Origin of the sequence: Pseudoduganella namucuonensis, from assembly GCF_900116645.1 — a bacterium.
Taxonomy (GTDB): Bacteria; Pseudomonadota; Gammaproteobacteria; order Burkholderiales; family Burkholderiaceae_D; genus Rugamonas; species Rugamonas namucuonensis.
In genome coordinates this window covers 203,471-218,145 of the sequence record NZ_FPBO01000004.1, presented here as the reverse complement: position 1 = coordinate 218,145, position 14,675 = coordinate 203,471, and the positions used below count along the sequence as shown (strand labels likewise).

General features: G+C 74.1%; 7 protein-coding genes. All 7 read left to right on the top strand.

Features of this window, described 5'->3' with window-relative positions:
- Window positions 1-263 precede the first annotated feature (263 nt).
- Window positions 264-1,277 carry an AMP-binding protein gene (locus BM436_RS06500; protein ID WP_143132994.1) on the top strand — a complete coding sequence of 338 codons (1,014 nt, stop codon included), beginning with the start codon at window positions 264-266 and terminating at the stop codon, window positions 1,275-1,277.
- Window positions 1,274-8,929 carry a type I polyketide synthase gene (locus BM436_RS06495; protein ID WP_093554676.1) on the top strand — a complete coding sequence of 2,552 codons (7,656 nt, stop codon included), beginning with the start codon at window positions 1,274-1,276 and terminating at the stop codon, window positions 8,927-8,929. Before BM436_RS06500 ends, BM436_RS06495 begins: the two co-directional genes overlap by 4 nt.
- A gap of 36 nt (window positions 8,930-8,965) precedes the next feature.
- Complete coding sequence (locus tag BM436_RS06490) at window positions 8,966-10,183, top strand: 3-oxoacyl-[acyl-carrier-protein] synthase III C-terminal domain-containing protein (RefSeq protein ID WP_093554675.1); 1,218 nt, start codon at window positions 8,966-8,968, stop codon at window positions 10,181-10,183.
- Window positions 10,180-11,826, top strand: coding sequence for a 4'-phosphopantetheinyl transferase superfamily protein (locus tag BM436_RS06485; protein WP_093554674.1), 1,647 nt, complete (start codon window positions 10,180-10,182; stop codon window positions 11,824-11,826). The genes BM436_RS06490 and BM436_RS06485 overlap by 4 nt, the downstream gene beginning before the upstream one ends.
- Before the next feature lie 62 nt (window positions 11,827-11,888).
- Window positions 11,889-12,611 carry an ABC transporter ATP-binding protein gene (locus BM436_RS06480; protein ID WP_093554673.1) on the top strand — a complete coding sequence of 241 codons (723 nt, stop codon included), beginning with the start codon at window positions 11,889-11,891 and terminating at the stop codon, window positions 12,609-12,611.
- Complete coding sequence (locus BM436_RS06475) at window positions 12,608-13,858, top strand: ABC transporter permease (RefSeq protein WP_093554672.1); 1,251 nt, start codon at window positions 12,608-12,610, stop codon at window positions 13,856-13,858. Before BM436_RS06480 ends, BM436_RS06475 begins: the two co-directional genes overlap by 4 nt.
- A gap of 11 nt (window positions 13,859-13,869) precedes the next feature.
- Window positions 13,870-14,667 carry an outer membrane lipoprotein-sorting protein gene (locus tag BM436_RS06470; protein WP_093554671.1) on the top strand — a complete coding sequence of 266 codons (798 nt, stop codon included), beginning with the start codon at window positions 13,870-13,872 and terminating at the stop codon, window positions 14,665-14,667.
- Window positions 14,668-14,675 lie beyond the last annotated feature (8 nt).

Sequence of the window (14,675 nt, the reverse complement as noted above, 5' to 3'; positions counted from 1 at the left end):
CCCTTAATAAATATCCCTTTCCACGCGCCATGTTGCGTGTTTCCGACTGCGCCAGAACGTTTGATTTAGATTAAATGCTGCGCCGCGGTATACCTTCATATTATTAACTAATTAATAAAAAAACAGGGGTAAATATTTCAAGCTAATGCTTTGAATTTTATGGAAATTTTTATTTCACTGAATAAATAATTGAGTGGAATAAATATTGTGCGCCGCATCAAACATATTATCTGTTTGGGGGTTAAATGGACGCTGATCTTTTAATGGCCACACCCAATAATATTCCCGAGGGAATTAAATTGGCGGGCGCGACGCTTTATCGAATTCCCGTCGACGGCATGAGCCACGCCTTCGTCGACACGATTCGAAACGGCCCCGCCGGGGACGAATACCCTCCGGAGGACATCGGCGGGGAGACCGGCGCGGCCGGGGACGACCCGGGTTCCGCGCTGCAGCGCCGTTTCGAGATGCTGGCGCAGACCAATCCCGGCGCGCTGGCGGTGCGCGGGCCGTGGTCGCAGCTGACCTATGGCGAATTGGACGCGCAGGCGGACGGCCTGGCCATGATGCTGCAACAGCACGGCGCCGGGCCGGGACGCGTCTGCGCGCTCAACCTGGCGCCGTCGATCGCGCTGGTGCGCGTCGTCCTCGCGGTGTTGAAATCCGGCGCCGCGAGCCTGCTGCTGGATCCCGGACAGTCGCCCGAACGGCGCCACGCCACGCTGCGCGAGCGCGGCGCCACGCTGCTGCTGACCGGCCAGCCCCGGGACCTGGAACTCGGCGTGCGCGGTTCGGTGCTGTTTTGCCCGGAGGACGACGCGGCGCTGCCATATGGCTGGCCGCTGGAGCATCCGACGCGGCGCCTGTCGCCGGCGTACGTGGAGGCCGGGGCGCCGCGGCCGCGCAGCCACGGCGCTGTCCTCGACGGCCTGCTGGCGGCGCAGCGGCTGTGCGCGCTGCGGCAGGGCGACGCGGTGCTGATGCACGTCGCCGCGCCGCCGTACGCCGTGCCCTGGGACGTCCTATGGCCCCTTTCATGCGGCGCCAGGCTGGTGATCCCGACCCAGCGGGAAAGCAGCGACGGTTACGGCCTGGGGCAATTGCTGCGCCGCGAGCGGGTGGCGGTGATGCCGGTCACGCCCTCGCTGTGCGCCTTGCTGGAGCGCGACCCGCCACACCCGGGACTGGACTCGATGCGCGCGCTGTTGCTGCGGCGCGCCGCTCCGGCCGATCCAGCCGGTCCACTTCACCGAACTCGGAAGGGAAACGCGCAATGAGCACGCTACTGAACAACACGAAGGTGATCGCGGTGACGCCGGCGCACAGATTGACGCCGGAGATCGCGATCGCGGCGCGGCGCGCCAACGCGCTCGGCGTACTGGACCTGGGGCATGGCCAGGGCGAGGACGCGCGCCGGCGCGCGATCGCCGCGCTGCGCGACGGCGCCGACGGCATGGACCGCGCCGGAGGCTGGGGCGTGCGCTGGGATTGTCCGGACCGCGGGGAGGGCGCCGCGCCGGACCTGCGGGAATTGACGCGGCTGCTGGCGGAGCGCGCGGTGCCGCTGCTGGTGCTGGCCGGCGTGCCGGCCGGCCACCTGGCCGGCGCGTGCGCCGCCGCGCGCGGCGTGGCGGGCGCCGTGCTGCTGGAGGCTTGCGATATCGACAGCGCCGAGGCGGCCGCCGCGGCCGGCTACGACGGCGTGATCCTGAAGGGCCACGAGGCCGGCGGCCGCGTCGGCCAGTGCGCCGCCTTCATCCTGCTGCAGCAGGCCGCCGGCCGGCTGGCGGCGCCCTATTGGATACAGGGCGGCATCGGCCCGAACAGCGCGGCGGCCGCCGCGCTGGCCGGCGCGGCCGGCGTGGTGCTGTGCGAGCAGCTGTGGCTGACGCAAGAGGGGCCCTACGGCGCCGGACCGGCGCGCCAGGCCTGGCAGGGCCTGGACGGCAGCGAGACCGCGCTGGCCGGCGCGGGGACGGCGCAATACCGCGTCTCCAGCCGCTCCGGGCGCGCGCGCCTGCGGCGGATCGAGGCGGCGCGCGCCGCCGCCGAGCCATGGCGGGCGTTGTTGGCCGAGGGGCTGGCCGAGCGCGAGGACGGCCTGCTGCCCATGGGCCAGGAGATCGCGCTGGCGGCGCCGCTGGCGCGGCGCCACGGCACGGTGGGCCGGGTCGTCACCGCCATCGCCGCCGGCATGGCCGAGGCGCCCGGCCTGGCCGCCGCGCAGGCCGCGCTGGCGCCGGGCGGGCCGCTCGCCGCCGCGCACGGCACCCGCTATCCGGTGGCGCAGGGGCCGATGACGCGCGTGAGCGACGTCGCCCCGTTCGCGCTGGCCGTGGCGCGTGGCGGCGCCTTGCCCTTCCTGGCGCTGGCGGTGCTGCGCGGACCGCGGGTGGCGGCGATGCTGGAGGAGACCCGCGCGCTGATGGGCGACCGGCCCTGGGGCGTGGGCCTGCTCGGCTTCATGCCGCTGGCGCTGCGCCAGGAGCAGCTGGAGGCGGTGCGCGCCTGCCGGCCGCCGTTCGCCGTCATCGCCGGCGGCCGGCCCAGCCAGGCGCGCGAGCTCGAGGCGCTGGGCGTGGCCACCTATCTGCACGTGCCGTCCCCGGGGCTGCTGCGGGGCTTCCTGGCCGAGGGGGCGCGCCATTTCGTTTTCGAGGGCAACGAGTGCGGCGGCCACACCGGGCCCCGCTCCAGCTTCGTGCTGTGGGAACAGGCCATCGAGGTGCTGCTGGAGGCGGGACTGAAGGACCCGGAGGCCGTGCGGGTGATGTTCGCCGGCGGCGTCCACGACGCGCTGTCGGCCGCCATGGTGGCCGCGCTGGCCGCGCCGCTGGTGGCGCGTGGCATGAAGGTGGGCGTATGGATGGGAACGGCCTATGTTTTCACCGAGGAGATCGTGGCCGCCGGCGCCATCGTCCCGGCCTTCCAGCGGGAGGCGGTGGCCTGCCGCGAAACCGTGCTGCTGCAGTCCGGCGTGGGGGTCTACACGCGCTGCGCCGCCACCCCGTTCTGCGCCGAATTCGACAAGACCAGGCGGGAGTTGATCCGGGCCGCCACGCCGGAGCGCGACATGCTGCTGGCGCTGGAGAAAATCAATATCGGGCGCCTGCGCATCGCCGCCAAGGGCATCACGCGCGGCGCCGACGCCGGCGCGGCCGAGCGCTACGTCGGCCTGGACGCCGGCGAGCAGCGGCGCGAGGGCGTGTACATGCTGGGTGACGCGGCCCGCCTGCGCGGCGACACCTGCACCATCGCGGCGCTGCACGAATCGGTGAGCGCCGGCGCCCAGGCGCTGCTGGCGGGCCGCGCGGCGCAGGCCGCAGCGGCGCCCGCGCCGGCGCCGGCGGCGGAGCCCATCGCCATCGTTGGCATGGCATGCCTGTTCCCGGGCGCGCAGGGCCTGCGCGAATACTGGGAGAACATCGTGCGCGGCGTCGATTCGGTGCGCGAGGTGGACCCGGAGCGCTGGGACGCGGAGCGCATGTTCCAGCCCGGACGCGGCGTGCCCGACAAGGTGTACGCCAAGTGGGGCGGCTTCCTCGACGATATCGCCTTCGATCCGCAGCGCTACGGCATCGCGCCGGCCAGCCTGGCGGCGATCGAGCCGATGCAGCTGCTGGCGCTGGAGGTGGCGCGCCAGGCGCTGGCCGACGCCGGCTTGGACACGCGCCCCTTCCCGCGCGAGCGCACCGCCAGCATCTTCGCCGTCGGCGGCATGGCGGACCTGAGCAGCTATTACAACTTCCGCACGCTGCTGCCGCTGTACCTGGCGCGGGTCGAGGGCCTGGACGAGGGGGAGCGCGAGCGCATCGTCGAGACGCTGAACCGCGAGGCGCTGCCGCGGTGGACCGAGGATGCCTTCCCCGGCATCCTGGGCAACGTGGTGGCCGGACGCGTGGCCAACCGGCTCGACCTGGGCGGCACCAACTTCACGGTCGACGCGGCCTGCGCCGCGTCCCTGGCCGCGCTGGACGTGGCCATCAAGCAGCTGCGCCACGGCGACGCGGACGTGGCGCTGGCCGGCGGCATCGACTGCACCAACGGCGCCATCGGCTTCATGTGCTTCGCCCAGACCCACGCGCTGTCGCCGCGCGGCCGCTCGCGCCCCTTCGACCACGGCGCCGACGGCATCGCCATCAGCGAGGGGGTGGGCGCCGTGGTGCTGAAGCGCCTGGCCGACGCCGAGCGCGACGGCGACCGCGTGTACGCGCTGATCGAGGGCATCGGCAGTTCCAGCGACGGCCGCAACCGCAGCCTGACCGCGCCGCATCCGGCCGGCCAGATGCTGGCGCTGCGGCGCGCCTACCGCGACGCGGGCCTGGAGCCGGCCAGCGTCGGCCTGGTCGAGGCGCACGGCACCGGCACCGCGCTGGGCGACCGCTCGGAGCTGGAGGCGCTGGGCGGGGTGTTCGGCGGCGCCGCGCCGCGCGGCATCGCGCTCGGCTCGGTGAAGTCGATGATCGGCCACAGCAAGGTGGCGGCGGGCATGGCGGGCCTGATCAAGGGCGCGCTGGCGCTGCGCCATCGCGTGCTGCCGCCCACCATCGGCGTCGAGCGGCCGGCCCGGGCGCTCGCCGACGACGCCTCGCCGTTCTACCTGAACACCGAGGCGCGCCCCTGGCTGCACGCGGCCGGCGGCCGGCGCCATTGCGGGGTCAGCGCGTTCGGTTTCGGCGGCACCAATTTCCATCTGGTGCTGGGCGAATACACGGGCCGCTACCGCGAGGCCGACGCGTCCAGCCTGCAGCCGCGCGAGGCCGAGATCTTCTGCTTCGCCGCCGCCACGCGGGCGGAGATCATCGACGCCGCCGGGCGCCTGCTGGCGGCGCTGGAGCACGCGGCGCCGGGCGACCTGGCGCGCCTGGCCTGCGCGCTGCACCGCGAGCAGCACGCGGCGCGGCGCGCCAACGGCGGCCATCCCTGCCGCCTGGTGCTGACGGCGGGCGGCGTGGACGAATTGCGCCAGCGTCTGCGGCGCGCGCTGGAACTGCTGCCGGAGCGGGCCGAGATCCGCCAGCCGCCCGGGCTGTACTACCGTGAAAGCGCCAGCGACGCCGGCCGCGTGGCCTTCCTGTTCCCGGGCCAGGGTTCGCAGCGCGTGAACATGCTGCGCGACCTGGTGATGGGCGCGCCGGCGCTGCAGCGCTGGTTCTCGGACCAGCCCGCCATCGCCGGCCTGGTCTACCCCGCGCCGGTGTTCGACGACGCCGGGCGCGAGGCGCAACAGCGCGCGCTGAACGCCACCGAGGCGGCGCAGCCGGCGCTGGGCATGGCCGGCATGGCCGCCTTCGAACTGCTGTCCGGCTTCGGGCTGGCGCCGGACTTCGCGGCCGGCCACAGCTACGGCGAGTACGTGGCCCTGTGCGCGGCCGGCGCCATCACGCCGGATGGCCTGCGCCGCCTGTCCGCCGCGCGCGGCCGGCTGGCGGCCGGCGCCCCGGCCGGCGCAATGGCGGTGCTGGACGGCGACGGCGCGCGCGTGGCGGAGGCCATCGCGCGCCTCGGGCTGGGGGTCGGCATCGCCAACCTGAACGCGCCGCGGCAGACCATCGTCGCCGGCGGCGCGGAGGCGCTCGACGCCGCGCTGCCGCCGCTGCAGGCCGAGGGCATGCGGGTGCGCAGGCTGCCGGTCAGCGCCGCCTTCCACTGCGCCGTGATGGACGGCGTGCGCGCGCCGCTGGCCGCGGAGCTGGAGGCGGTCGCGTTCCAGCCGCCGCGCGTCCCGGTCTATTCCAACACCACGGCCGAGCCGCATCCCGCGTCGGCCGAGGGCATGCGCGCGCTGCTGGCGCGCCACGTGGCCGAGCCGGTGCGCTTCGTCGAGCAGATCGAGGCCATGTACCGGGACGGCGCGCGTGTGTTCGTCGAATGCGGCCCCGGGCTGGTGCTGGGCGGCCTGGTCGACGCCATCCTGGACCAGCGGCCGCACACCACGCTGTCGCTGGACGCGCCGGGCCGGCCCGGCTGGCAGCAACTGGCGCAGCTGCTGGCGCAGGCGATGTCGATCGGCTTGCCGGTCGACATCGGGCCCTGGTTCGCCGGGCGCGGCCTGGACGAGGCCACGCTGGAGCAGGTGGCCGCGGAGGCCGCGCGGCGCGCCGCGCCGGGGCCGCTGGCCTGGCGCGTCAACGGCGGCCGGGCCTTGCCCTGGCACGCCGCGCCGTCCCGGCCGGCGCGCGCCGCGATGGCGGACGCGGGCGCCCTGGCCGACGCGGGTGGGACGACCGGCGCCGCCGCCATGACCGACGTCGGCGCCATGACCGACGCGGGCGCGACGACCGGCGCCGCCGCCGGTACGCCGGCGCCCGCCCAACGCGCCGCCTCGCACGTGCCGGCGGCGTCCGGCGCGCCCGTGTACCGCTTGCCGCCGCGCCGATCCGCCAGTTCCTTGCCCACATCCCACCAAAGGAGAAGCACCATGAACGCAGAAGAATTCACCGCCCACGAACCGCCCTCCGCGCCGCACGCGGTCCAAGGCGCGCCGGGCCACGCGCAGATCGCCCAGATCCAGCATGGCCTGGCGCGCCTGCTCGACCTGCAGCGCGAGCAGCAATTCAGCCTGCGCCACTTCATCGATTTCCAGGCCCAGCTGGCCGGCCTGGCCTACGAGCGCCTGCCCGAGGCGCCGGCCCTGATGGCGCCGGCCGGGACTTCCGGGACCGACGGCGCGGCCTGGCCGCGCGCCGGCGCGCCGCTGCGGGACGCGCCGCTGGAGGACGGGCAGCCCGCGATGGCGCCCGCCCGCGCGGCCGCGCCACCGATACACCTGGTGGCCGCCGCGCCAAGCGCGCCCGAGCCGGCCGCCGCGGCGCCGGCCGCCGCCGCGCGGGTCGCCACCCCCGCGCCCGCCGCGCCGCGCGGGGCCACGCCGCCCATCCCGGTGCTGCCGCCGCTGGGCGCGACGCCGGCCGCCGCGCCCGACGGCACCGTCAAACCCGGCGCGGCCGAATTCAAGGCCGAGCTGCTGAGGGCCGTGTCCGAACGCACCGGCTATCCGACCGACATGCTGGACCTGGACGCCGACATGGAGGCGGACCTGGGCATCGACTCGATCAAGCGCATCGAGATCTTCAGCGGCCTCACCGCGCGCTACGACCTGATCGGCGAGCGCGACGAGGAGGCCGTCATCGGCGAACTGTCCGGCTACAAGACGCTCAACCAGATCGTCGACTGGTACGCGCTCTCCCTGGAGCCGGCCGCTCCGCCGGAGGAGAGCGCTCCGCTGGAGGAGACCGCGCCAAAAAAAGCGCCGGCTCCGTCGTCTCCGCAGTCTGAGGCGGTGGAGCCTGTTTCGGCCCCGGTCCCGGTCCCGGCCCCGGCCCCGGTGGTGGCCGCGGCCGAGCCGGCCGACCCGGTGCGCCGCTATGTGGTGCGGGCGCTGGAGGCGGCCGCCCGGCCCGCGCCCGGCGCGGAGCTGTCGCGCGCCTTCCCGGTGCTGCTGGCCGGCGCCGAGTCGGCGCTGGCGACGGCGCTGCGCGACGCGCTCGAACAGCGCGGCTACACGGTGCTCCAGCTGATACCGGGCGCCGCCAGCGCGCGGCTGGACGCGGTGCGCTGCACGGCCGACCTGTCGCAGGCGGCCGGCGTGCGCGCCTGGCGCGCGCTGGAGGAGGCCCGGCGTCCGTTCGGCGCGCTGGTCAACCTGATGGGCGCCGACCAGGGGACGGACGACGCCCACGTGCACGACGCGCGCGCCCTGTTCCTGCTGCTGCAGGCGCTGCAGCCGGACCTGAGGGCGTCCGCCACGCAGGGCGCCGGGCGGGTGCTGAACCTGACCCGGCTCGATGGCCGCTTCGGCCTGGCCCGCGCCGGCGAGCTGGCCGCCGCCAGCGCCGGCACGCTGGGCGTGGCCAAGTCCGCCGCGCGCGAGTGGCCGGCGGTGCGGGTGCAGTGCGTGGACGCGGCGCCGGACATCGCGCCCGAGGCCCTGGCGCCGCGCCTGCTGGCCGAGCTGCAGGGCGCGCCGGAGGCGGTGGAGACCGGACTGACGGCGGCCGGGCGCTGGCGCCTGGACCTGCGCGGCGACGACGCGCCGCGCGAGGAACTGGCGGCGCTGCGCCTGGCGCACGGCGCCGTGCTGCTGGTGACCGGCGGCGCCTACGGCATCACCGCCGACATCGCCTGCGCGCTGGCGGCCGAATACCGGCCGACCATGGTGCTGGTGGGCCGCAGCGCGCCGCCCGGCGAGGAGGGCGAGGACACGCGCGGCGTGCCCGCGGAGGATCTGCGGCGGGTGCTGCTGGAGCGGATGCGCGCCGCGCGGCCCAAGGTCAAGCCGGCCGAGGTCGACCGGGCGGTGCGCTCCGTGCTGCGCGAGCGGCAGACCCGCGCCAACCTGGCCGCCATGCGCGCCAGCGGTTCCGTGGTCGAGTACCACGCGCTCGACGTGCGCGACGGCCCGGCGCTGGCCGCGCTGCTGGACGACCTGTACCTGCGCCACGGCCGCGTCGACGGCGTGCTGCACGGCGCCGGCGTGGTCGACGACAAGCTGATCGGCGACAAGACGCAGGCCTCGTTCGAGGCCGTGTTCGACACCAAGGTGCTGCCGGCGCTGCTGCTGGCCGAGCGCCTGCGCCCCGACAGCCTGCGCTTCATCGCCTTCTTCTCGTCGGTGGCGGGGCGTTTCGGCAACGCCGGCCAGTGCGACTACAGCGCCGCCAACGAGGTGCTCAACAAGCTGGCCGACAGCCTCGGCGCGCGCTGGCCCGGGGTCCACGCGCTGTCGATCAACTGGGGCCCGTGGGACGCCGGCATGGTCGACGACGGCCTGCGCAAGCTGTACGCGGCGCGCGCGATCCGCCCGATCGCGCCGGAGGAGGGGCGCCGCCATTTCCTGCGCGAGATCGCCCGCGGCGCGGCCGGCGAGCCCGAACTGGTGATCACCTCCAGCATGCGCCAGATCGCCGCGCCGCGGGCGCGCCGCTGACGTTTCCGTTCCATTCCACGCACCAGGAGAACCGCAATGAACGCCCCCCAACCCGTGTTGTTTGATTTCCAGCCGGCCCAGGTCGCCCGCCCGGTCGGCCAGCGCGTCGCGCTCGAGATATCGGCCTTCGGCCTGGCCAAGGGCCACTGCAAGGCGCACCAGCTGGACAAGAAGGAGGACCTGCTGCGCACGCTGCGCCACATGCGCGACAAGATCGCCCGCTACGCCGTCTCGACCGACCAGATCCACCGCCGCCAGCTGGTGCTGTTCCCGCGCCTGGTGGACCTGCGCTACAACGAGGGCGAACTGGTGCTCAAGGAACCGGAGGAGGAGCACCTGCGCCTGTTCGACGGCCCCGAGGACACCAGGGGCTTCGACCTGAAACGGCGCCACGCGGCCTACGGCAAGATCGTCGGCGGTTGCCTGGACGAGCTGTTCCCGTCCGGCCGCGAGGCGCCGGACGACCTGATCCACGTGACCTGCTCCGGCTACCTCGCGCCCAGCCCGGTCGAGCGCATGGCGGCGCAACGCGAATGGTACGACACCACCGTCACGCACAGCTACCACATGGGCTGCTACGGCGCCTTCCCGGCCATCAAGATGGCGCACGGCTTCCTGGCGTCGGCCCACTGGCACGACGGCGCCCCGCGCGAACTGGTCGACATCGTGCACACCGAGCTGCTGTCGGGCCACCACAACATCGAGGACGACGGCATCGAGAACATCATCACCATGAGCCTGTTCGCGGACGGCTTCATCCGCTACTCGCTGGGCAGTGACGCCCACGTGCGGCGGCGCGGGCGGCGCGGCCTGCGCGTGCTGGCCGCGCACGAGCACCTGCTGCCCGATTCGGCCGACGACATGACCTGGGTGCCGGCCTCGCACCAGTTCCAGATGACCCTGTCGGTGATGGTGCCGGTGGTGATCAAGCGCCATGTGCGCGCCTTCGTGGTCGGCCTGCTGCGGCGCGCCGGCATCGAGTTCGAGAGCGAGCGCGACGGCCTGGTGTTCGCGATCCACCCGGGCGGGCCGAAGATCGTCGAGCACGTGCAGGGCGAGCTCGGGCTGCGCGACGAGCAGGTGGCCATCAGCAAGCAGGTGTTCCGCGAGAACGGCAATATGTCCTCGGCCACCATTCCGCACATCCTCAAGGGCATCGTCGACGAGCCGGACATCGCCGCCGGCACCCGGGTGGTGGCGCTGGGCTTCGGTCCCGGCCTGACCGTGACCGGCCTGGTGATGGAGAAGACATGACGCCGGCCATGCCCTTCCTGGGCGAGGTCCTGGGCCACGTCCCGGGCCGCGGCATCGCCGTGCTGCGCACCCTGGCGCTGGACGAGGACCTGCACCTGGCCGACCACCACTTCGTGCCGGCCCGCCCGCACAAGCCGCTGGCGGCCTGCTACCCGGTGCTGCCGATGACCTTCAGCCTGGAGGCGATGGCCGAGGTGGCCGCGTGCCTGGCGCCGGGACTGGGCCTGACCGGCATCGACGCCGTCGGCGCGGTGCGCTGGATCGCGCTGGAGGACAGCGCCACGCTGGCGCTGCGCATCGAGGCGCGGGTGCTGGAGGAGGCCGGGCCGCGCGGGATCCGGGTGGCCGCCTCCATCGTCGCCGGCGACGCGCCGCAGCCGGCCATCAGCGCCGAGTTGCTGTTCGGCGCGCACTACCGCCACAGCCTGGAGCCGGTGGCGGCCGCGCCGGCCGCGGCGGCGGCCATCGGCGCGGCCGAGGTCTACGCCAGCCGCCAGCTGTTCCACGGCCCCACGCTGCGCTGCCTGGACGGCCCGATCGCGCTGGACCGGGACGACGCGGCCGGCACGCTGGCGGTGCGCGCGCCGGACCGCCTGTTCCGCTCCAGCGCCGCGCCGCAGCTGCTGACCGATCCGGCGCTGATGGACGGGGTGGGGCAGCTGATCGGCGTGTGGGCCATGGCGCGCCACGGGCGCGTGACCTTCCCGATCGGCCTGGGCAAGCTGGAATACTACGGCCCGACGCCGCCGCCCGGCAGCCGGGTGCCGATCCGCGTGCGCACCCGCGCGCTGGGCAAGCTGCTGAGCAGCGACGTCGAGATCGGCGACGGCGCCGGCGCACCCTGGCTGCGCATCCGCGACTGGAAGTCGTGGCAGTTCCGCTGGGACCGGCAACTGCTGGACTTCCGCCGCCAGCCCTGCCGCCACCTGCTCAGCGTGGAGCAGGCGCTGCCGGCGGCGGCCGGCGCGGCCCTGGTGTGCCGCTGCATGGACGGGCGCGCCGTCGCCGATTTCGACCGCGGCCTGCTGGCGCGGCACTACCTGCACCTGGCCGAGATGGCGCCGTACCACGCGCTGCCCGCGGCGCGCCAGCTGGCCTGGCTGCTGGGCCGGATCGCCGCCAAGGACGCGGCGCGGGTGTGGGCCGCGCGCGGCGGCGGCGCGGCCGACATGCTGCACCCGGCGGCGTTCTCGCTGGCGGCCGACGAGCGGGGCCAGCCCCGGGTGGACGTCTGGCCGGGCCCGCAGGCGCCGCCCTCGCTCAGCATCGCCCACCACGGCGAGCGCGCGGTGGCGGTGGCGCACGGCGCGCCGGTGGGCGTGGACCTGGAGCGCGTGGCCGCGCGCGAGCCGGCCTGCCTGGCCGCCTACGCCGGCCCGGCCGAGCTGGCGCTGCTGCCGGACGCCACCCCGGCCCAGGCCGCCGAATGGCAGACCCGGTTGTGGTGCGCCAAGGAGGCGCTGGGCAAGCTGATGGGCACCGGCTGCCTGGGCTCGCCCCGGCGCTACGCGGCGCTGCGGCGCGAGCCCGACGGCGCGCTGCTGATGCGCCACGGGCCCGGCGGGCGCGAGGCGCTGGTGCACAGCCTGCGCGAGGGCGACCTGGTGTGCGCCGTCGCCGCCGACCCCGCGCCCGGCGGCTGACACCGCGGCGCGTTTTCCCCCGGCCGGCGCCCGCGCGCCCGCCCAATCCCACAGGAGTGCATATGCTCAACCAAATCCAGCCGCCGCTGCTCGAACTGCGCGGCGTCGGCAAACAGTACCAGCTGGGCGAGGTCGCGCTCGACGCGCTGGCCGGCGTCGACCTGCGCATCGAGCGCGGCGAATTCATCGCCGTCTGGGGGCCGTCGGGCTCCGGCAAGTCGACGCTGTGCAACCTGCTCGGCCTGCTCGACACGCCCACCTCCGGCAGCCTCGCCTTCGACGGCGAACCGACGGCGCGGATGTCGGACCGGCGCCGCAGCGACGTGCGCAACCGCGCCATCGGCTTCGTGTTCCAGAGCTTCAACCTGGTCCCGGTGCTGTCGGCGCTGGAGAACGTGATGCTGCCGCTGCAGATCGGCGGCGCGCCGGAGAGGACCGCGCGCGCCGAGGCGGCCGAGCGGCTGGCGCAGGTCGGGCTGGCCGCGCACATGGCGCACCGGCCGGCCAGGCTGTCCGGCGGCCAGCAGCAGCGGGTGGCGATCGCGCGCGCGCTGATCACGCGCCCGGCGCTGGTGGTGGCCGACGAGCCGACCGCCAACCTGGACACCGAGAACGCCGTCATGATCATCGAGCTGATGCGCCGGATCGGCCGCCACGAGGGCGCCACCTTCGTGTTCTCCACCCACGACGAGCGCCTGCTGGGGCGGGTCGACCGCCAGCTGCAGCTGCGCGACGGCCGCGCCGTGTCCGACCGCCAGGTGGCGCCGGCCAGGGGGGTCTCATGAGGACCTGGCTCAGGCTCGCCGCGCGCAACCTGTTCCGCAACGGGCGGCGCTCGCTGGTGACGGTGGCCGCCATCGGCCTCGGCTTCGTGGCCGTCAACACGCTGGGCGGCTTCACCGCCTACATCTTCAGCAGCCTGGAGGACAGCTACATCTACGGCGAGGGCAACGGCCACCTGACGGTGTACAAGGCCGGCTTCCTGCGCCAGGGCAAGCTGGATCCGGCGCGCTACCTGCTGGCGCCGGCCGAGCTGGCGCGCGCGCGGGACACGCTGCTGGGCGACCCGGAGGTGCTGCTGGCCACGCCGGCGCTGCACATCGCCGGCCTGCTCAGCAACGGCCAGGTGTCGACCATCTTCGTCGCCGCCGGACGCGTGCCGTCCGACGTGGCGGCCATCATGGAGCAGGCGCCGAACGGCGCCGACCGGGTGCGCCAGTACGACGGCGAGGCGCTCGACGACGCGCGCCGCGACGGCATCGGCGTCAGCCGGGGCCTGGCGCGCCAGCTGAACCTGGAGCTGGGCGGCGCGGCGGTGGCCATGGCGCCCACCGTGTCCGGCCAGATCAACGCGCTCGACGTGCGCCTGGCGCAGCTGGTGGACGCCCCGGTCGAGGCGCTGGAGGACAAGCTGGCGGCGGTGCCGCTGGCGTTCGCGCAGGGCCTGTACGACACCGGCGGCGCCGACCGCGTGACGGTGCTGCTGCGGGCCGGCGCCGACGCCGACGCGGCGCGCGACCGGCTGGCCGGCGCGCTGGCGGCGGCCGGCCTGGAGGTCGAACTGAGGACCTGGCGCGAACAGGCGCCGTTCTACACCAAGGTCAAGAAGATGTTCGACGTGATCTTCCTGATCACGTTCCAGATCGTCTTCACCATCGTCGTCATGAGCGTGCTCAACACGGTCGGCATGGCGGTGATGGAGCGCACCCGCGAGATCGGCACGCTGCGCGCGCTGGGGGTGCGGCGCGGCGGCATCGTCGGCCTGTTCGCGCTCGAGAGCGCGCTGCTGGGCGCGGCCGGCGCGCTGTTCGGGATGGCGGTGTTGCTGCTGCAGCTGTACCTGCTGCGGCTGCTGGAGCCGACCTGGGTGCCGCCGCAGATCACGCGCGAGGTGCCGCTGCGCATCTACCTGGTGGGCTGGCACTGGCTGGCCAGCGTGCTGCTGTTGCTGCTGCTGTCGCTGGCGGCGGCGGTCGCGCCGGCGCGCAAGGCGGCGCGCATGGACATTCCGCGCGCCCTGGGCTACACCTGACGGAGGACATCATGGAAAACTGGAAACGCAAGCGCGGGACGGCCGGCCCGGCAGGATGGAGGGGCGCGCCGACGGCCTGGGCGCTGGCCGTGGCGTTGGCATGGTCGCCGGCGGCGCCGGCCGGGGCGGCGGCGCCGGCCGCGCTGGAGCTGCTGCGGGCGGCCGACGAGGCGCGCGGCAATGTCGAGGGCATCGCCTGGAACGTGACGGTGGAGACCAGCGAGAACGAGCGGGTGACCGACACGCTGGTGTACGAGATCAAGGCGCGCGGCTTCAACGTGGCCGGCGTCAGCCAGGCGCCGCCCAAGTACAAGGGCAACAAGCTGTTGATGCTCAACACCAGCATGTGGTTCTACAAGCAGGGCTTGAGCAAGCCGGTGCCGGTGTCGCAGCGCCAGAAGCTGATGGGCGACGCCTCCTACGGCGACATCGCCTCCACCAACTACGCCGAGCACTACGACGCCGCCGAGCTGCCTGAGGAGGACGTGGACGGCGAGGCCTGCCGCGTGTTCGACCTGAAGGCCAGGACCGACAAGGTGACCTACGACCGCATCCGCTACTGGATCTCGACGCGGCGCCAGGTGGGCGTCAAGGCCGAGTACTACACGGTGTCGGGCAAGAAGTTCAAGACCGCCACCATGGACTACGACAACGAGGTGCGGCTGGGCGGGCGCAAGCGGCCCTTCCTGTCGCGCATCGTCATGCGGGGCGAGCTGATGAACGGGGCGGTGACCCGGCTCAGCCTGCGCGAGCCGCACATCGGCCCGCTGCCCGACCATGTGTTCGACCTGAACCTTTTCATGCGATAGGACCCGCC